The organism is Bacillus sp. AFS073361, from assembly GCF_002567005.1.
Taxonomy (GTDB): Bacteria; Bacillota; Bacilli; order Bacillales; family Cytobacillaceae; genus Neobacillus.
The window spans coordinates 66,269-84,917 of the sequence record NZ_NUZU01000037.1; the positions used below are offsets into that span (position 1 = coordinate 66,269).

Here is an 18,649-nt window from a genome sequence, read left to right on the forward strand (position 1 = left end):
TTGAGCAACCAAAAACTATTCGATGAAATATACAAAAAAATGAGGGATGTTAATCCTCATTTTTTTGTATATTCCATGGAAGGTTTAATTTTACTATTTAAAAAAGATGAGGTAGAAAGAAATGGGAAATATGACTTTCGACGTATAATCACAGGCAGTATACTATAAAGATACTATTATAGAGTTATTAATTCGTTTGATTCTTACTTATCAATGAAATAGTGAAATAGGTAGGATATATAATGAATGAATAAATAGGGAGGTGGAAAAATATTGAAGGCAGATGCTGTTTTTGAAGGTGGTGGGGCTAGGGGAATTGCTTTTATTGGAGCGATTCATGCGATGGAAGAGGAAAAAGTAGAATGGCAGAGATTGGCTGGAACATCAGCTGGAGCTATCATCGCTGCACTTTTGGCCAGCGGTTATAAAAGCTATGAAATTAGAGATCAATTAAGTAAACTAGATTTTTCAAAGCTTCGAGGCAGGACGTACTTGAATCGAATTCCTATTTTTGGCTCCTTATTAGAACTAATGTTTCATCTTGGTATTTATAAAAATGATTATTTAGAAACATGGCTGGATTCGCTTCTTACAGATAAAGGGATTAAGACGTTTGCAGATCTTCCAAAAGATAAATTAAAAATAATTGCTTCTGATGTTTCGAATGGGCAAATGCTTATTTTACCAGATGATCTGGACCGCTATGGGATGACTCCTGCTGATTTAAAAATTTCATCCGCCGTTATGATGAGTGCATCGTTGCCATTTTTTTACCGTCCTGTTATCTGGAAATCAAAAGACCGCAAAAAATCTTATATTTTAGATGGCGGTTTACTTAGTAACTTCCCAATATGGTTATTTGATACGGCCAATCCTCGGTTTCCAACGTTCGGCTTTCGTTTTGTTAAAGATAAAGTGAACATAGATGCTGTTATTCCAACCCCCCTCCACCTTTTTAAAAACATAATTAAAACAATGATTCAGGCCCATGACTTACGATATTTGAACAAGGATGCAATTGAACGGACCATTCAAATTCCAACAGGTGACATCAATGCTACTGATTTTGACTTGGATAGGGATGAAGTCGATTTTCTCTATAGGTCGGGCTATTTTTCTACAAAAGAATTTTTATCGAAATGGGATTTTGAACAATATAAAATTAATCGATTTAATAGATTAAAGAATAAATAGCTGAAAAGGCCATGTAAATGAAAAGTTTTGCGATATAAATATAAAAGGGAAGAACTAATAGGAAAAATTATATTTTAATTAAAATCATGGATGGGCAAATTATTACTTTATACGATTAAATACTTGTACGCTTAGCACAGAATGAAGTTAACCAGTTAATTGTTGATTTATAGAAAGTAATGTCCTTGTATCATAGATACATATAAGAGTATTTTGTACGAACTAAAGAAGCAGACCCCACTGGATCTGCTTCGTTTTATGATGGATTTGTTGACCATAATCCAGCTGTTTTAACGAATACTCTTGGATTAAATTTTAAACTAGCCACGACTAATTCTGCAAGGTCTTCTGGGTGCATCACGTTTTCTTCATTGCCTTTAACAAGATTTGTATCAATGGCTAAATCTGTAACGACCGTACTTGGTGTTAAAGCAGTAACACGGACATTATGTTTTCTTACTTCTAGCATAAGTGATTCTGTTAGCCCTAAAACAGCGAATTTAGAAGCACTGTAAGCACTTGTAACTGGAGCACCTTTTTGGCCAGCAGATGAAGAGATATTGATGATATCTCCTGATTTTCTTTCAATCATTCCTGGTAATACTGCTCTTGTTACATTATACACACCCATTAAATTGACTTGGATGATTTTTTCCCATTCTTCTGGTGTTAGATCAAGGAACCCACCAAATTTAGCAACACCAGCATTGTTGATTAGGATATCAATTGGGCCTAAGTCTGATTTGATATGTTCAACAGCATGGGTAACGGATTCAAGATCGGTCACATCTGCAGTTGCTGCAGAAACCTTTACATCAAATTGTGCTAGTTCAGCAGCTACCTTTTCTAGATTAGCCATATTTAAGCCGATTAGGCCTAAATGAACGCCTTCTTTTGCTAAGGCGATAGCAGTAGCACGTCCAATGCCTCTACCTGCGCCAGTAACTATTGCAGTTTTTCCATTTAAAGAAATCATTTTATCACTCCTAAAATTATTACAAATTGAAGTAGTTCATTCTAACAGAAAGACCGCAATTTTGCATGGAAACAGCTTTAGGTCTTTCCATCGAGGAATAATATATTTATTCTAAGTTGGCGTGTCTACCGTACATTTTATTGGTATCCAAACCTTTTTTCTCCATGAACCGAAGAATCACAGCGTCGTAAAATAGTAAAAGTGTTTGCTCAAATAATGAGCCCATTGGTTGAATCGTCTTAAAATCACTCTCCGACTGATCTTTAGGTGAGCCAGGCAACTTAATTGTGATATCCGCTAATTGTCCAATAGTGGACTCAGGGAAAATGGTTACAGCTGCAATCGTCCCACCGATGCTTTTTGCTTTCTCAGCCATGGAAACTAAACCTTTTGTTTCTCCTGAACCTGATCCAATGATTAAGATGTCATCTTTTTCAAAGTTAGGGGTTACTGTTTCTCCAATCACATAGGCATCTATCCCCATGTGCATCATTCGCATGGCGAATGATTTGGCCATAAATCCAGATCTACCTGCGCCTGCAACAAAGATTTTTTTTGATTCAAGAATCCCATTTACTAATTTTTCAGCTTCATCATCCGAAATTAAATCTACGGAGCGATTTAACTCTTTTATGATTTCAGCTAGGTATTGAGTTGTATTCATGATCTGAATTACCCTTGATTAATCATTTGTTGCATTTTGGCAGCAGCAGCTTTTTTATCAGCTTGTCCAGTTATCCCGCCACCTACAATGACAAGGTCTGGTTGTACTTTGATGACTTCTGGAAGTGTGTCTAATTTAATACCACCTGCGATTGCAGTTTTAGCATTTTTTACAACACTTTTAATAGTTTGTAAATCTTCAAATGAGTTCTTTCCAACAGCTTGTAGATCGTAGCCAGTGTGCACACAAATATAATCAACACCCATAGCGTCCACTTCTTTTGCACGTCCAGCAAGATCTTTTACAGCAATCATATCAACAAGGATTTTTTTACCTTGTTTTTTCGCTTCTTCAGCAGCACCTTTAATAGACATATCTTCAGCAGTACCAAGAATTGTGACGATATCTGCACCTGCTTCAGAAGCTTTCATTACTTCATAACCAGCTGCATCCATGATTTTTAGGTCTGCTAAAACTTTTAAATTAGGGAATGCTTCTTTTATTGCCTTTACTGCATGGAGACCTTCATTGATAACAACAGGTGTTCCGATTTCTACGATATCAATATGTTCCTCCACTTCTTTTACCAACTGAATTGCTTCTGGGATATTGACTAAATCTAATGCTAATTGTAATTCCATCTATATTCACTCCTATAATTTTTTTATTGTTGTACAGTGATAATGTTCTCAAAGGGTAATTATACTTTTACAGTAATATTATCCTTATAGTGCATTATCTGTACCTGCCAGCAATAAGGGATATCATGTCCCTTCACTGAACAATTGCAAGTATACAACGTATATAACAACAATTAAAGTACGCACTTTTATTTTACATAGTGTTAAAAAGTATACTATGAGACAAACCGCTTATATAGTCTTACTATTTAACTTTAAAACAAAGTGTTGGCGGAACGAATTGAAGATTTAAAAGATCTACAAGAAGATTCACCTTATTTCTTTACTCTTAGGGATATAAAAAAAGAAAACGATCGATTTATTCTCGACTATTTGATGGAGGAAGAATACAAACCACTTATTAAAGCAAAAGAGTACTTAATAGGAATATATCATCATTTACCTTTAATCTAACTTAGTATTCTACTGGGTATTTTGGTATAAACGGAAAGATCCACCAAATTGGCATGTTTAATACTAAAACTCTTACGATATGGTTTACCTTTATCTAAAAATGCTTGAACTTGGCTTTCTCCTTTTGATACATCCAGACCAATCACTGGATTCATATTGATTTCTCCTCCTCCTAGAAATACATATTAGTCGGTATCCCCTATAGCTGCTTGTAATGTCATAGGTTCGCTTGTTAAACGGGATCATGGTCCCAACCAGCCTGAAACATGTTTATACAAGTAGGGGGTGAACAGTTTAGCTGACGGAATCGAGTTCCACGGGTGCGAAGTTCTACCCCGACTACCGTAATAATAAGACCATAAACAAAAAGGTCAACCAGAAAATTCTGGCTAACCTTATATTACGAACGGGTGTATTACCGGTTGATTAACTTTTTACATGGTTGTGACGAACGTAGAAAGTTTACGTTCGTCACGATATTCTAGAAAAATCATATCATACGGCGTCATTTCTAACTAAGTTAGAGTACGTTAAATGTATAAGGAAGATGTTATCTTTTAGAAAGGGACGATGATGAAATGGTTACAGAAATCCAACTAAATGATACTAAAATTAAAATCACACAATATGATGAAAAAAAGATAGAAGGTAAAACTCAGATATCGTTAACTTTTTATGTTACAAGTGACGACTACCATGACATAGTAACGTTATTATACAAAGGAAGATTTGATGTAATCGTACTCGAGAGACATCTTGAGTTCCGCGGAACGATTCAAGAATATTCAACATCAATTACGAATCTATACGAAAAAGGGCAAATTGGTGAATATAAATTGACATTGAAAGAAGCGGAATAATAGAAAAGGGGATTTTCATCTTATGAAATTAAGCATTTTAGATCAGTCTCCTATCTCAACTAATCAAACGGCAAAAGAAGCATTACAGGAATCAATGAATCTCGCACGCATTGGGGAGACATTAGGATATTCACGTTATTGGATACATAGATAATGAAGAGGCTTCTCCGTTACCGCAAATTAGTCCTGATCTATGGATGTTAAGGCTAAATACTCCCTAGTGACCGATAGTGAACCAGTAACCTAACCATACCTAAATCATCATTTTTTTATTATTTCTAATTATTTGAGGAATTTCTAAGTAAGCGTTATTTCGTCTTGTTGATTTCATAGGTTTTAGTTAAAACTCTTTCGTAAATTATATTAGCAAGTTTTATGCAAATATTTATCTAGCATTTAAACCATTTTCACTAGATTAATAACTAAAATTTGTCGCAAAATAAAGTAATTAATGTAGCATTTTAAGACAAAAGTTGAATATTGCGAATTTGGAAAAAGTATTATTTAATACTTTTTAAAGTTTTATTTTATAAACATGCACGAAATTAAATTTATAAAAACAACATAATAATGATGTTCCTTAATGCATTTCGTTGTCTCAATTATCTAAAAAAATGGAAAGATCCTTTGAAATCTTTATCTGTGACAGTGTCGGTATCTATGGTATTTCAATAGTAAAGATCTTCAATTTTAAATTGGCACGTTAATTGCAAGTAATATACATGAGGTTAATGAAACAGGAAGGAGGTTTTTAAGTTGGATAGGAAAATTTTAATTATTACAGGGGACATGGCAGAGTCTCAAGAAGTTATGTACCCCTTACATCGGTTACAAGAGGAAGGATATACGGTTCATATTGCTGCACCAACAAAAAAGGTCATTCAAACTGTTGTTCATGATTTTGAACCAGGAATTGATACTTTTACAGAAAAACTTGGATACCGTGTAGAAGCGAATCTCGCTTTTAGCGAAGTTAATCCGAGTGAATATGAAGGCGCTGTCATTCCTGGTGGAAGAGCTCCTGAATATATTCGAAATGATAAATCTTTTAATGAAATTGTGAAACATTTTGTAGAGTCTAATAAACCATTAGCCTTCGAATGTCATGCAGCAATTGCTCTTATTCCGTTAGGCTATCTAAAAGGAAAACGATGTGCAGCATTTTGGTCTTTAGAGCCAGACTTAAAGGCTGCGGGAGCAACGTTTGTTGATGAAAAAGTGGTTGTAGATGGAAACTTTGTTACATCACGCGCATGGATTGATCATCCCGAATTTATAAAGGAATTTATAAAACTACTAAAATAACTGTAGTGAATTTTCTTAGAATTTAATTTTCGTAAAATAATACCGGGAGGAATTGAAATGTTTAAAACTGCTAATGGAGAAGAAATTTTTGTTATTGATGCACATATAGCCCTATGGGATGGAAGTCCAGAAAACCAATTAAATCGACATGGTGAAGAATTTATTAGTTGTTTTTATGACTACCATAAAGATCATACTCCTAAAGATCTTTTATGGCCTTATGAAAAGTTTAGAAAAATGAATCCTGTTGATTTAGTTAATGATGTTTTAGTAAAAGGCTACGCAGACATGGCTATTTTTCAACCCGTTTGGCTTAATGAATTTTATAAAAATGGATTCGGAGATTTTGAAGCCAATGACCGCTTAGCTAAACAGTATAAAAATCGTTTTATCTGTAACGGTACGCTTGATCCTCGACACGGTGAACTTGGCCTAGAAAAATTAGAAGAAAATATAGAAAAGTATGGTTGGCAAGGTATTAAACTTTATACCGCTGACTGGTATGGGCAATCAAAAGGTTATAAATTATCAGAACCTCGGACTAAGAGATATCTTGAGAAATGTATCGAACTAGGAATTAAAAATATTCATGTTCATAAAGGACCAACAGTTACTCCTTTAAATAGAGATGCTTTTGATGTTGCTGACGTAGACGATGCAGCTAGTTGTTATCCTGAATTAAATTTTATAGTAGAGCATTGCGGCCTTCCTAGATTAGAAGATTTTTGTTGGATCGCTACTCAGGAAAAAAATGTGTATGCCGGATTGGCTGTGGTTATGCCGTTCATTCACGATAGACCTCGATATTTTGCAGAAATCATAAGTGAGTTACTTTACTGGGTAGGTGAAGACAGAATTCTATTTGGTAGTGATTATGCGATTTGGGAACCAGGTTGGCTAATTGAGAAATTTATGGCCTTTGAATTACCTGATGATATTGCTCAAGAGACAGGAGCTAAGTTGGATCTAAATGTAAAGAAGAAAATTTTAGGCCAAAACGCGGCTGCCCTCTATAACATTGATATTGAAACACAGAAAGCACTATTACGTAAGGAAAAATTAGCTGTTCTATAATAGAAATCAGTTTAGGAAAGGAGAATTCCAATTGCGACATCACGAAATAGTTATGGAGAAACTTAATTTAGTATACGACCCTGAGCTTGACAAGTCTGTTGTAGAGATGAATTTCATAGATGAAGTGAATATTGAAGGAGATAATGTCAGTGTTTCAATGCGTCTTCCCACTTATTGGTGTTCTCCAAATTTCGCTTTTATAATGGCCGAAGACATCAGGGATCGAGTAATGGAAATTCCCTGGGTAAAAAACTTCAATTTTAATCTTAAAGATCATTCTGCTTCAGAGGCAATAAATAAAGGAGTGGCTGAAGGAAAATCATTCAGTGAAGTTTTTAGTGATATGGCATCAGGAGATTTAAATGAAGTGCGGAAAAAGTTCCAAATCAAATCGTATATTGCAAGACAAGAGAAGCTACTTCGTGACTTGATTAACTTTGGAATGGATAAGGAATTATTAAGCCTTACTATAAATGAACTAGAATCCCATTCTGCTATTCAAGATAGAGCAGTTTTAAATCGTTATTTAACCCTTAATAAAGATTTAGGATTAAGTAGTCATCCTAATGATTTAGCTTTTAAAAAGCATACAGGAGAAAGAATCGAACCGTTAGAACTTAAAGACTATCTATTAGAAGCTAGAAGAACACGTATGTCAATGGAGTTTAATGGTATCTATTGTCGTGGCCTACTGGATACACGTTATCAAACAAAATAATCAGAAAAAGGAGATGGAAATGAATGAAAGCAGCACGATTATATGAATATAACAAACCATTAGTTATTGAAGAGGTCCCCAATCCAGTGATAACCGACCCGACGGATGTCATTATTAAAGTTGCTGGCGCTGGGGTTTGTCATACCGATTTACATTTAATAGAAGGCGTATGGGCTGAAACCTTAGAAACTGAATTGCCTCATATTATTGGACATGAAAATGCTGGATGGGTTCATGAAGTGGGTTCCGCTGTTACTGATTTTAAAGTTGGAGATCCAGTAATTCTTCATCCTGTATCTAGTTGTGGAAAATGTTTGAGTTGTAGAGCTGGAGAAGATATGCATTGTGAAAAATTAAAATTTTCCGGACTTACCGTTGATGGAGGATATGCAGAATACCTAAAAACTTCTGAACGTGCACTAATTAAATTACCTGATATTGTGGATCCTGCGGATGTAGCTCCATTCGCAGATGCAGGCATTACAGCTTATCGTGCGGTTCGTAAAGCAGCACCATTAGCTATGCCTGGAACTAAAGTTGTGATGATCGGGATGGGCGGACTTGGACATATTGGTGTACAAATCATGCGCGAACTTGGAAACGCTGACATTATCACTGTTGATAGAGATGAAGCACGTTTAAATGCGACGTTGGAATTAGGAGCATCCAACGCAGTAAAAGCAGACCATAACATGATTCCAAACATAAAAATATTAACAGAAGACAAAGGACCCGATATCATTATAGACTTTGTGGGATCGGACCAAACCCATGCTGATAGTATGAAGATGCTTCGAAAGGGTGGGCATTATTTTGTGGTTGGTTATGGTGGAACTGTAAACGTCCCATCTTTAAATATTATAAATAATGAATATAGCATTGTTGGTAGCTTAGTTGGTAACTATAACGAATTGTACGAACTTATGGTACTGTTTGGTCGAGGTAAAGTAAAACTTCACTCTACTAAGTTTCCTTTTGATCAAGTGAACGAAGTTCTACAATTACTCCATGAAGGTAAAATAAATGGCCGAGCTATCTTAGTACCATAAAACTGAACATTTCTTGAGGACAGACGCTAGAAATTACGTCTGTCCTTAATTCTAAAAAGGTAGTTATTCACCGAAAAGTCTGCAGGATTATGTCAAGTTCTAAAAAATAAAGAATAGGAATTTTATCTGATGACAGCTGTAATCCTAGGATAGCCATAGGTCTAAACTGTCTACACAAAAGGAATAATATCACTTCTCTGAAATGACTTTGTGATTTTTTTATTTTATAAATTTATATAATTCACAACATTTTTCGTGTAAGTACTTTATGTAGTAAACGTAGTAACATTCCCTTGATTTTTAAGTTCATTAAGACGCGAGAGCTTTCGGTATATTGTACTTCGATGTATTCCTAGTCTTTTAGCAGCCTCTTTAACATTACCATTTACGTCATCAAGCACCTTTAATATAGTCTGTAGTTCCTGATCTTTTAAAAGTTGGATATTAGTTTTGGAATCATATTGTGGGGTTAAGAGAGATTGCCCATATTTAGTATTGTTATGATTTGAAGTATTATAGTCATGCTGTTTATTGTTTTTATGATCAATAATTTCTTTTGGAAGATCAGAAATAGTTATTGGATTATTATCTAGTACTTTCACAACCATTTTATAAACGAAATTTCGCAGTTCTCGAACATTCCCAGGCCATTCGTATTGTTCAAGGAATTGTAATGCTTCATTATCGATCTTAAGTTGGGGGCGTCCCATCTGCCTACAAACGTTTTTTAACAAATGGTCTAGTAGCAGAGGAATATCTTCCGATCTACCACGCAATGGTGGGATCTGTAGCGAAAGAATGTTCAGTCGATAATAAAGATCAAGACGAAATGTTCCCTCTTGTGAAGCTTTTTTTAAATCACGGTTGGTAGCTGCAATAACTCTTACATTTAATTTCATAGGCTTCTTACCACCAAGGCGAACAATTTCTCCTTCTTCAAGAACTCGTAGTAAAATGGTTTGCAAATTTAACGGCATTTCCCCTATTTCATCTAGAAATATAGTTCCGCCTTCGGCCTGTTGGAATTTCCCTGATCTTCCTCCCTTTTGTCCTCCTGTAAAGGTTCCCTCTTCATAACCAAATAATTCACTCTCTGCAAGGTCTTTTTGAATTGCCCCACAGTTAACAGCAATAAAGGGTCCTGAAGAACGAGAACTAGCAGCATGAATAGATTGTGCGAATAATTCCTTTCCGGTTCCGCTTTCTCCTTCAATAAGTACCGGTAAATTTAGGTCTGCAATAGTACGAGCTTCTGAAATCACAGATTGAAAATCTTTAGATTCACCAATAAGATTTAAGAAAGAATATTTTACATTATTTTCAGAAATCTTCGCGGAAACCTTTGGTGAAATAGCCTGTACAACGGATCCGATTCGTTTATTCCTATAATAAAAAGGAACTAATTCGAACCACCAACCTTCACTTTTTTTCGACTGCCATCTTTGCTCATTTATTAAATTTAGATTTTCTAGATCAGTTATACAGTTGCTATTGTCCTCGACCCATCCATTTGCATAAAAAAGATGGTTAGCCTTTATTACTTGACCTGCACGATCAAGTATTGCTGTTACTCTATTTGGGTTTCTAATACTTGATTCAATATAATGGTCCAATAACTTATACCGTTCAAGTTCAAGTATATTAAGAAGTTTCCCTTCAATGGTCTGTGCTATTGAAATAGCAGTAGACAACGAGTGAGGATGTATCAGCCTCCATTCCCCTGTTAAATTAATTACTCCAATAATTTCATTTGTTGCAGGATCTCTAATAGGAGCGGCTGAACATGTCCAATTATGGACGGGTTCACAAAAATGCTCACTAGCAAAAACTTGCATAGGAGAACCTGTAGCGAGAGCAGTACCAATACCATTAGTTCCAATATTATTTTCTAACCATGAAGTTCCAACTGTAAAATTCATTCTTTCCGCTGCCCTTTTAAGCAACGAATCTCCTTCTAAATCAATAATTTCTCCATTATTATTGCAAAAAACCACTAGATGACCTGAGTCGATAGCTACTTCTTTTAATTCTGAAAATATAGGTTTTATAATGGAATAAAGAGGCATAGACGATTTATATTCTAAAATCTTTTCCTCTGTTAAAGTAAATGGGGCTATTCCTCTTATCGGATTGATACCATGTTCTAAGGAACGAATCCATGATTGCTGGGTTAGAGGTCTCACTTTTACATCCAATTCTTTTCCGGAAATAAAATTTCCCCAAACTTTTGAAAGCCTCACTTTTTCATCGGTTGGAGATTCGTTAACATTTAATGAAATAAATTGACTTTTCATTCTATATCACCTCTTATAAAAATTAGGGATAGTGTATACGCTTACATTTTTTGTTATAAAGTGCGTTAAATAAGAAAAGAGGATTGTTTAGAAATATTCGTTTATTAGGACAATGTAAATTTTTAATGAAATCAGTCGACAATAATTATAAGCTAAAATTCAACAAAATTCAAAAAAATTTGAATTTATACAGCGACTTCAGCAGCATCCATCAAATTCAGCAGTGTGAGAAGAAATAAAAATAAGAATAGGAACATACCCGACAGTAAGAAATTTGCTCAGGATTGAGAATCAGCACAAAAGGCATTTATGGCAGTTGTTGCCGCGATAGCGTTAATGAAGGATCCTCTAAAACAACAACAGACCGGAGTAGCTTTGTTTGGACGAATGGGAAGATGTTAATCGGATGTTTTAGTGTACCTAAGAGCATGGAAAATTCCCGGCTACGCCATGAATCGTGTCGCTCGCTATGTATTGCTCCTAATGACTAAAAGTGTGTTGGCGGCTTTTTAGGGGCATCGGACCCCTAAAAAGGCCGACTGCCTCCATGCTGACGCAAGGAGACAGTACGCTCTTTTTCTTCGAAGTCTTTCTTCGAAATTCTATTGAATAAAAATCGCTTTTCTTAATTGAAAAGCTCTTGCATCGAGCCTCTCCTTTCAACCGATGCTTCTACCTTTCTGCAGCTGTTCGCATCGGATGCTCAGACCATGTTTTTTTAATGGCAAAAGGGCATCGAACCCTTTGCCATTAGGCGTCTTATACCTCTGGATAGTGACTGCCACGCTCGGACGGAAGTAGCCTTCTTTGTTCTCTCAATTATAATGAGTGGGCTTATGACCGTGTGAAGGGCAGCGCCAGGCAAACAAAATAGGCAAAGCCAAGTAGGCTAAGGGTCAGTAAGGAAGCAAAAACGCTTCCCAACTGACCCAAAGTCATTGGGCTTCACTCGATTTTGAACGACAACGGGCAAAAAGCAGGCCCGTTGCCTATGCCTGACTGGCAAGCTGCTTCTTCGTAAGCTAACCTTCGCCCGGTTTGCGCCTATCATTGCTTCCTTCTCAAACAAAGAAAGTGTTACATATGGAAAAAGTTTACGAAATTCAACGCATTAAACAAGTGATTCAGGGGATAGAAGGAGGAGAACGATATAACACAGGTTGCCTTGAAGATTGCACCCAGCAATGGGTGAAGGAATATGTTACCAAAAATGATTAATAAAATGGATTAAAAATGCCTTGGTTTAGTCGTGTTGGACCTTTCGAACATTTTAATTTTTAATGATGGGTAGAAAAAAGCACCCTCCTTACAGTTAAGCGAAGGTGCTTCTTTTCTAATAGGTTTTGTAAAGCAACATTGTAAATGTAAGCTTATTCTTAATTGTTTAATTCCGAAATTGTTATTGGTGGATCTGGTACGCCACCGCCACCTTAAAAACTTTATAAAAGAAAGACAAACTATTCATTATTAAGGGGGATGAAAATGGAGCATATTGTAATTACTGCTGTATTAAAACCAAAAGAAGGCCTGCAGGGGCAACTATTATCAGAACTCAAAAAGGTCCAAGCTGCATCAAGGGAAGAGGCGGGTTGTATAAAGTATGACTTGCACCAATCTGAAGACCAAACTTTTGTTTTATATGAAGTGTGGAAGGATGAGGAAGCGCTGGAACACCATATTCAGTCGGCTCATTATCAGGAATACAGGAACAATATTGCAGACCTTGTATCAACTAGAGAAGTGTATAAGCTAAAGATAATGGAATAAGTTTACAAAGATGGAGTGGCGGAACCGTCGGAAAAACCTGTTATATGCAGGTTTTTTAGTCGTCTTTTTTAAGATGGGAGTTTTTCGCCGTATCTCCTTCGAAACAAATCTTTTGATTTGGACGGACCAGATGGCTAATATATTAATATCGCGAATTACCGATTTGGCGTTATACTTTCAGATCATCTATCCAGCTTCCATTGGGATAGTGATAATCGATATAGAAAGAGGCAAATGACATTGAAGCAGGAATTGGAACGCTTAAATGATGAACAAGCCGTTGAAATTTTTAAGGCATTGTCGAACCAGACGAGGGTGAGCATTCTTCAAATGTTAAAAGATCCCGACAGTCATTTTTCACCGCAAGCCCATATTATTGCTGATGAAGGATTTGAAGGCGGGGTTTGCGTAGGGGATATCCGAAGCAAGGCCGGGATTTCGCAATCCACTACTTCACAGTATTTATCGATTCTGCTGCAAAGCAGACTGGTTGAAATGAAGCGAATCGGACAATGGACGTATTATCGCCGTAATGAGGAGACGATTAAAAAGTTCGAAAAATACATTGGTACAAAAATATAAGGAGAATTGAAGTGAGTTTATTACAGCATCGAGCATTTAACAGGTTGTACCAACAGGATAAAATGACGCTTGGTTTCGCGATTCCGACGGCAAGGATGTCCAAATATCCGATTATGGAGAATCAGCTGTCGCTTGCCCGCAAAATTGAAGACCATGGTTTCGCGGCATTGTGGCTTCGGGACGTTACGATTCAGAATTTGAATATTGATGATAATGGTCAAATGTATGATGTATGGATTTATTTGACCTATCTTGCGGCCCATACCAAGGATATTGCACTTGGGACGGCGAGTGTGGTCCTCCCGCTGCGCCATCCTGTCCGAGTGGCAAAGGAAGCATCATCTATTGACCGGTTGTTTCCTGAACGCCTGATCATGGGAGTGGCTTCAGGAGACCGGGATAAAGATTTCACAGCTTTGGGAATATCCAAGCTGGAAAGTGGAGGGCTGTTTAAAAAGAATTATGCATTCCTTGAACGGCTGTTAAAGGAGGACAATCCGACAATCAACAGCGATTTAGGCATCATCGATGGAACGGATATGAGAATGATCCCCAAACCTTTTTCTTCGATTCCGACCATGGTGACAGGATTCAGCAATCAATCGATTGAATGGATCGCCCAGAATGGGGACGGCTGGATCCAGTACCCGAGGATTTTCCCACAACAAACTCAATTGATTAACGAATATCGCGAGTTGTCGGAAATTCACGCTCCAGGAGTGTTTAAACCTTTCACTCAGACTTTATTTATCGATTTATCGGAAAATGCCGATTCGTTTCCTGTTCCGATTCCGTTAGGATTTCGTGTAGGGCGCAAACAGTTATTAGAAATTCTATATCAATTTCAATCCATTGGTGTCAATCACCTGGCATTTGTATTGTATTTTTCAAAGCGCCCTCCCGAGGAAGTCATCCAGGAGCTTGGAGAGTTTGTGTTGCCTTACTTTCCGACGCATAAAATTCCAGTATTAGATTAGTTTTTTAAAAAAATTAGATAGGGAAGAAGATGAACTTATGTCTAAACATGCAAATAAACTAAACGAAATTCCATTCTCGGTGCTTGATCTTTCACCGATAACAGCCGGAAGTACTCCTGCTGACTCTTTCCGCCATACATTGGAACTCGCACAGCTTGCTGAAAAACTTGGTTACAACCGTTTTTGGCTCGCAGAACATCATAATATGCCGTTTATCGCCAGTTCCGCCACTTCTGTGGTGATGTCCCATGTGGCAGCAGGTACATCAAAAATCAGGATTGGTTCAGGAGGAATCATGCTGCCGAATCACGCACCGCTCGTCATCGCTGAGCAGTTTGGCACTCTTGAATCATTATATCCTGGGCGAATTGACTTTGGTCTGGGGCGGGCACCTGGTACAGATCAGGGGACCGCTCGTGCATTGAGACGCGACTTGGGAAGTGCCGGAGATGACTTTCCTGAGCAATTAGCGGAACTCCGCGGTTACTTTGATCCATCACTGGCACAAGGGAACCCTATAAAAGCGATTCCAGGTGAAGGTTTGAATATTCCAGTCTGGCTGCTGGGTTCAAGCGGCTTCAGTGCGCAGCTGGCCGGAGAACTGGGTTTGCCATTCGCGTTTGCCGCCCATTTCTCGCCACTTAACACTCTGGGTGCTCTACAGATCTATCGCAAGGCGTTTAAGCCTTCGAATGTTCTCGATAAGCCGTATGCGATGGTGGCATTGAATATCATTACAGCAGAAACGGATAAAGAGGCAAAGCGCCTTTTTACAACAATACAGCAGCAATTTTTGAATCTGATGAGTGGCAACCTTACACCGCTTCAACCACCGGTAGATGACATATCCGAAGTGTCCAGCAGCTACCAATTAAAGGCTCTCGAGCAGCAATTAGGCTCATCGATTGTTGGCAGCCAGCAGACGGTAAAGGACAAGCTGCATACATTTTTGGAGGAGAGCCAGGCAGATGAAATCATGGCCATTGCCCAAGTTTACGACCACAAAGCTCGCCTGCATTCATACGAGCTTCTGGCAGAAATTACAAAAAGCGAAAGGTAAAAAGGAGGACATCAGCAAGGAAACCTTTTTGATTTTTCTAGGGAATTGAATATGGATGAAACCGTGAAATCAGGTTATGAGGTTGTTTACAGGATTCCTTAATTAAAAAGATAAAAGTTGTTAGAATAGGAGACAATGATATGAACTGCAAAATTAACCGAAATGCTGCTAAAGTGCTGAAACAAATGTTGGAAAGTGAAGAATCGATTTTCGAAGCGAAGAAAAAGTAGCAGAATTTTTCAGCAAGGTTGGAAAATTTGACCACCTTGTGGTAACAGCAGGAGAAGGCGCAATGGGGCACTTTAGCGAATTGCCTGTGGCAAGTGCTAAAGAGGCGTTTGATAGTAAGTTCTGGGGGCAATATATTACCGTCCGCTCAGCACTTCCATATTTAAACAATGAGAGCTCAATCACCTTAACCTCTGGTGTATATGGCGTTCGTCCTCCTCAAGGCGCTACTACGTTAGCGGCAATCAATTCAGCCATTGAAGGATTGGTTCGAGGACTTTCCGTAGACCTAGCCCCTATTAGGGTAAACGTGGTTTCACCTGGAATCGTAGACACTCCAATCTATGCAGGAATGCCAGATGATCAGAGGCAAGCACTGTTCAACGGCATTGCACAACAGCTCCCTGTTGGCCGGATTGCAAAGCCGGAAGACATAGCTGAAACCTATGTATACCTTGCTAAAAATGGTTTTACTACTGGTACGGCTGTTCTTATTGATGGTGGAGCCCACTTAGTATAATGGCCTAAATGGATGTTGAATTGAAGCTTATCACCCTGCCAAGCAGCGGTTCTAACTAAAATAGAAATAAGTTTTCAACAAAAGATTGATTTTGTTAGGAAGCAAAATTATTTAACTGGTTGGTTCGGGAAACGTAGACCTATTAACGCAATTAAAATCAGTGGTGTGCATCTTGAAATGCAGAAAACAATGGTGAAAATGGTATTGGAGTTAGGATTCAGTCAAGTTTGTTAATCTAAAGAGGTACGAGATTCAATGGGACAAAGAAGAGACTTAACGGCAGATTACGCACGAATGATTAACGAAGTTGCCTTAATTGCTGAAGATGGAATAAGTATAAATCTATTAATAGAAAAGGGATGGATGGAACAACCTCCCTCTGCCAATGATCACGAAAGTTTGGCAAAGAATTAGATCATGGGAACTATATTTTTGACTGCCAAATTCCTGAGCACGTTCAGCCTGAAATGTTAGAACGAATGCTTAACATGATACCGGGAGTCGTTGAAAATGGGTTGTTTGTTGGAGTGACTGACTTGGTGATCACTTTAGATCAAGAAAAAATGTGGTCATGTTAAGTAGGTAAGAACATAAGAGAGAGAATTTGAGTCCCTCTCTTCTCTTATTTTTTTTATATCTTTACAATGATTCTACCTCTTGCTTGTCCTTTTAAAATAGTAGGCAAGTTTTGAGGTAATTCTTTAAGTGTAATTTCTTTCTGTATAATTTCAGAAAGAGTAGAAGGTTTTAAATCGGTTGTCATGCGATTCCATAGTTCTTGCCGAACATCCATTGGACAATAAACAGAATCAATACCGAGAAGGTTTATGCCACGTAAAATAAACGGAAACACGGAGGTAGGAATGCTTCCTCCACCAGTTAAACCACTGACCGCAACAGAACCATTGTATTGGATTTTACTTAAGATGGATGCAAGTGTCTCCCCCCCTACTGGATCAACCGCCGCAGCCCATATTTGTTTATCAAGGGGCTTGATTTTACCGTTAAAGACATCTTCACGAGAAATAATCTCTTTTGCACCGATCTTATGTAAAAAAGTATGCTCAGAAAATTTACCAGTACTAGCGACTACTTCGTATCCTCTTTTTGAAAGCATGGAAACAGCTAAACTACCTACGCCGCCAGTTGCTCCTGTAACAAGAACTTTGCCTTTTTCTGGTGTTAAACCGTTATCTTCTAACCTTTGAATGGAGAGGGCTGCAGTAATACCTGCTGTCCCCAAAATCATTGATTCTTTCAACGTTAAATTTTTGGGTAATTGGACAATCCAATCACCAGGAATTCGGGCAAATTCACTATAACCACCATAATGGGAAACACCAATTTCATAGCTTGTTGCAATGACTTCGTCCCCTTCACGGAAACGTGGGTCTTGAGAGGATACGACTACCCCTGCTAAATCAATACCTGGAATAAAGGGATAGGTTGTAATGATTTTCCCATTCGGAATACTTGCTAAACCATCTTTATAGTTAATAGCAGAATAAACAACTTTGATTAAAACATCACCTTGAGGTAACTCATTTAAGGTAATATTTTTGACTTGAACAGAAAAATCGTTTTCATTTTTATCAATCATCAATGCTTTAAATTGTTCCATTTTTTTTAACTCCTTTCTTGAGCAGCAGAATAGAATTCTGTATTCACTGCTAATATATAATGTATGGAAGTATATTACAAGTACATACTTTTATTTTATATAGTGAAAAAAGTATACTGTGAGTTATAATAAATATGGAGGTGAAGTGAAATGTCACGAATGCAGGATAAGATGTTTAATTGTGAAAAAGAATTAACTCTTTCCGTTATCGGTGGTAAATGGAAGATGCTTATATTATGGCATCTAGGCAAAGAGGGAACGAAGCGATTTGGTGAACTGAAAGCTCTTATGCCAGGGATCACACAGAGAATGCTAGTTAATCAATTGCGAGAACTGGAAGAAGACTTGATTGTAAAACGCGAAGTCTATCCCGTGGTTCCTCCAAAAGTAGAATACTCCCTTACTGAACAAGGGAGAAGCTTGATGCCGATTCTCGATGCTATGTATAACTGGGGAAAAGATTATATGGAAACAGCTGGGTTGAAACCTTTAGTAAGTCAAGAGTCGATTAGATAAATTTTAACTGGTAATCTAAGGTTGACTCCGACCAAGGGGGGTCAACCTAATTTCATGATAATTTAATAATTATTTTTAGTATTTTGTAGTGCCTTGTTCACTTTAGAAAAAGTATAATAGTAATTCTTCTTTTTAGTATGGAAAAGAAAA

General features: G+C 37.4%; 19 protein-coding genes and 3 pseudogenes. 16 read left to right on the forward strand and 6 right to left on the reverse strand.

Features of this window, described 5'->3' with window-relative positions; genetic code table 11:
• Positions 1–273 precede the first annotated feature (273 nt).
• Positions 274–1,194: a patatin-like phospholipase family protein gene (locus tag COJ96_RS17915; RefSeq protein ID WP_098575174.1), complete on the forward strand. Its 921-nt coding sequence runs from the start codon at positions 274–276 to the stop codon at positions 1,192–1,194.
• Positions 1,195–1,450: 256 nt separating this feature from the next.
• Here COJ96_RS17915 and COJ96_RS17920 read toward each other — a convergent pair whose 3' ends face one another.
• The 4 genes from COJ96_RS17920 to COJ96_RS28770 form a co-directional block, all read right to left on the reverse strand.
• Positions 1,451–2,170 (reverse strand): 3-ketoacyl-ACP reductase, encoded by a 720-nt coding sequence (locus tag COJ96_RS17920; RefSeq protein WP_098575175.1) that lies wholly within the window; start codon positions 2,168–2,170, stop codon positions 1,451–1,453.
• 106 nt (positions 2,171–2,276) lie between these two features.
• Positions 2,277–2,834, reverse strand: a complete 558-nt coding sequence (gene hxlB / locus COJ96_RS17925) for a 6-phospho-3-hexuloisomerase (RefSeq protein WP_098575176.1) — start codon at positions 2,832–2,834, stop codon at positions 2,277–2,279.
• Positions 2,835–2,842: 8 nt separating this feature from the next.
• The gene (hxlA, locus tag COJ96_RS17930) at positions 2,843–3,475 is read right to left on the reverse strand and encodes a 3-hexulose-6-phosphate synthase (protein WP_098575177.1); all 633 of its coding nucleotides are present in this window, start codon (positions 3,473–3,475) and stop codon (positions 2,843–2,845) included.
• Positions 3,476–3,924: 449 nt separating this feature from the next.
• Positions 3,925–4,083: a hypothetical protein gene (locus COJ96_RS28770; RefSeq protein ID WP_180230166.1), complete on the reverse strand. Its 159-nt coding sequence runs from the start codon at positions 4,081–4,083 to the stop codon at positions 3,925–3,927.
• A 423-nt stretch (positions 4,084–4,506) separates the two neighbouring features.
• Here COJ96_RS28770 and COJ96_RS17935 point away from each other — a divergent pair, with 423 nt between their 5' ends.
• From COJ96_RS17935 to COJ96_RS17960, 6 genes and pseudogenes are all read left to right on the forward strand, one after another.
• Positions 4,507–4,788 (forward strand): DUF3219 family protein, encoded by a 282-nt coding sequence (locus COJ96_RS17935; protein ID WP_098575178.1) that lies wholly within the window; start codon positions 4,507–4,509, stop codon positions 4,786–4,788.
• 22 nt (positions 4,789–4,810) lie between these two features.
• Positions 4,811–4,933: pseudogene (locus COJ96_RS29290) on the forward strand (LLM class flavin-dependent oxidoreductase); the annotation flags it as partial.
• Between the two features lie 611 nt (positions 4,934–5,544).
• Entirely contained in the window at positions 5,545–6,093 is a 549-nt protein-coding gene (locus COJ96_RS17945) for a DJ-1/PfpI family protein (RefSeq protein ID WP_098575179.1), read from the forward strand.
• Between the two features lie 57 nt (positions 6,094–6,150).
• Entirely contained in the window at positions 6,151–7,167 is a 1,017-nt protein-coding gene (locus tag COJ96_RS17950) for an amidohydrolase family protein (protein WP_098575180.1), read from the forward strand.
• A gap of 31 nt (positions 7,168–7,198) precedes the next feature.
• The gene (locus COJ96_RS17955; RefSeq protein ID WP_257148553.1) at positions 7,199–7,885 is read left to right on the forward strand and encodes an iron-sulfur cluster assembly protein; all 687 of its coding nucleotides are present in this window, start codon (positions 7,199–7,201) and stop codon (positions 7,883–7,885) included.
• A gap of 23 nt (positions 7,886–7,908) precedes the next feature.
• Positions 7,909–8,934: an NAD(P)-dependent alcohol dehydrogenase gene (locus COJ96_RS17960; RefSeq protein WP_098575181.1), complete on the forward strand. Its 1,026-nt coding sequence runs from the start codon at positions 7,909–7,911 to the stop codon at positions 8,932–8,934.
• Positions 8,935–9,200: 266 nt separating this feature from the next.
• Here COJ96_RS17960 and COJ96_RS17965 read toward each other — a convergent pair whose 3' ends face one another.
• On the reverse strand, positions 9,201–11,228 hold the full coding sequence (locus COJ96_RS17965; protein ID WP_098575182.1) for a sigma-54-dependent Fis family transcriptional regulator: 2,028 nt from the start codon (positions 11,226–11,228) through the stop codon (positions 9,201–9,203).
• Positions 11,229–12,311: 1,083 nt separating this feature from the next.
• On the opposite strand from COJ96_RS17965, the gene COJ96_RS29295 reads away from it, so the two are divergent.
• The 8 genes and pseudogenes from COJ96_RS29295 to COJ96_RS18005 form a co-directional block, all read left to right on the forward strand.
• Positions 12,312–12,446, forward strand: coding sequence for a hypothetical protein (locus COJ96_RS29295; RefSeq protein ID WP_257148554.1), 135 nt, complete (start codon positions 12,312–12,314; stop codon positions 12,444–12,446).
• Positions 12,447–12,710: 264 nt separating this feature from the next.
• Entirely contained in the window at positions 12,711–12,995 is a 285-nt protein-coding gene (locus COJ96_RS17970; RefSeq protein WP_098575183.1) for a putative quinol monooxygenase, read from the forward strand.
• 234 nt (positions 12,996–13,229) lie between these two features.
• Positions 13,230–13,577, forward strand: a complete 348-nt coding sequence (locus COJ96_RS17980; protein WP_098575185.1) for an ArsR/SmtB family transcription factor — start codon at positions 13,230–13,232, stop codon at positions 13,575–13,577.
• Positions 13,578–13,588: 11 nt separating this feature from the next.
• Positions 13,589–14,554 (forward strand): TIGR03571 family LLM class oxidoreductase, encoded by a 966-nt coding sequence (locus tag COJ96_RS17985; protein ID WP_098575186.1) that lies wholly within the window; start codon positions 13,589–13,591, stop codon positions 14,552–14,554.
• A 37-nt stretch (positions 14,555–14,591) separates the two neighbouring features.
• Complete coding sequence (locus tag COJ96_RS17990; protein WP_098575187.1) at positions 14,592–15,614, forward strand: LLM class flavin-dependent oxidoreductase; 1,023 nt, start codon at positions 14,592–14,594, stop codon at positions 15,612–15,614.
• Between the two features lie 268 nt (positions 15,615–15,882).
• Positions 15,883–16,362, forward strand: coding sequence for an SDR family oxidoreductase (locus tag COJ96_RS17995; protein ID WP_257148555.1), 480 nt, complete (start codon positions 15,883–15,885; stop codon positions 16,360–16,362).
• 78 nt (positions 16,363–16,440) lie between these two features.
• Positions 16,441–16,776 (forward strand): annotated as a pseudogene (locus COJ96_RS18000) (DUF3231 family protein); the annotation flags it as partial.
• An 11-nt stretch (positions 16,777–16,787) separates the two neighbouring features.
• Positions 16,788–16,940: pseudogene (locus COJ96_RS18005) on the forward strand (ribose-5-phosphate isomerase A); the annotation flags it as partial.
• Between the two features lie 53 nt (positions 16,941–16,993).
• On the opposite strand, the gene COJ96_RS18010 reads toward COJ96_RS18005, so the two are convergent.
• Positions 16,994–17,983: an NADPH:quinone oxidoreductase family protein gene (locus COJ96_RS18010; protein WP_098575190.1), complete on the reverse strand. Its 990-nt coding sequence runs from the start codon at positions 17,981–17,983 to the stop codon at positions 16,994–16,996.
• 150 nt (positions 17,984–18,133) lie between these two features.
• Between COJ96_RS18010 and hxlR the strand changes: the two genes are divergently transcribed.
• Positions 18,134–18,499 carry a transcriptional activator HxlR gene (hxlR, locus tag COJ96_RS18015; RefSeq protein ID WP_098575191.1) on the forward strand — a complete coding sequence of 122 codons (366 nt, stop codon included), beginning with the start codon at positions 18,134–18,136 and terminating at the stop codon, positions 18,497–18,499.
• Positions 18,500–18,649 lie beyond the last annotated feature (150 nt).

Excerpts from the sequence above, each read along its gene's own strand:
- COJ96_RS17920 (WP_098575175.1), bottom strand. The coding sequence starts at position 2,170 with ATGATTTCTTTAAATGGAAAAACTGCAATAGTTACTGGCGCAGGTAGA.
- hxlB (WP_098575176.1), bottom strand. The coding sequence starts at position 2,834 with ATGAATACAACTCAATACCTAGCTGAAATCATAAAAGAGTTAAATCGC.
- hxlA (WP_098575177.1), bottom strand. The coding sequence starts at position 3,475 with ATGGAATTACAATTAGCATTAGATTTAGTCAATATCCCAGAAGCAATT.
- COJ96_RS28770 (WP_180230166.1), bottom strand. The coding sequence starts at position 4,083 with ATGAATCCAGTGATTGGTCTGGATGTATCAAAAGGAGAAAGCCAAGTT.
- COJ96_RS17935 (WP_098575178.1), top strand. The coding sequence starts at position 4,507 with ATGGTTACAGAAATCCAACTAAATGATACTAAAATTAAAATCACACAA.
- COJ96_RS17950 (WP_098575180.1), top strand. The coding sequence starts at position 6,151 with ATGTTTAAAACTGCTAATGGAGAAGAAATTTTTGTTATTGATGCACAT.
- COJ96_RS17960 (WP_098575181.1), top strand. The coding sequence starts at position 7,909 with ATGAAAGCAGCACGATTATATGAATATAACAAACCATTAGTTATTGAA.
- COJ96_RS17965 (WP_098575182.1), bottom strand. The coding sequence starts at position 11,228 with ATGAAAAGTCAATTTATTTCATTAAATGTTAACGAATCTCCAACCGAT.
- COJ96_RS29295 (WP_257148554.1), top strand. The coding sequence starts at position 12,312 with ATGGAAAAAGTTTACGAAATTCAACGCATTAAACAAGTGATTCAGGGG.
- COJ96_RS17970 (WP_098575183.1), top strand. The coding sequence starts at position 12,711 with ATGGAGCATATTGTAATTACTGCTGTATTAAAACCAAAAGAAGGCCTG.
- COJ96_RS17980 (WP_098575185.1), top strand. The coding sequence starts at position 13,230 with ATGACATTGAAGCAGGAATTGGAACGCTTAAATGATGAACAAGCCGTT.
- COJ96_RS17990 (WP_098575187.1), top strand. The coding sequence starts at position 14,592 with ATGTCTAAACATGCAAATAAACTAAACGAAATTCCATTCTCGGTGCTT.
- COJ96_RS18010 (WP_098575190.1), bottom strand. The coding sequence starts at position 17,983 with ATGGAACAATTTAAAGCATTGATGATTGATAAAAATGAAAACGATTTT.
- hxlR (WP_098575191.1), top strand. The coding sequence starts at position 18,134 with ATGTCACGAATGCAGGATAAGATGTTTAATTGTGAAAAAGAATTAACT.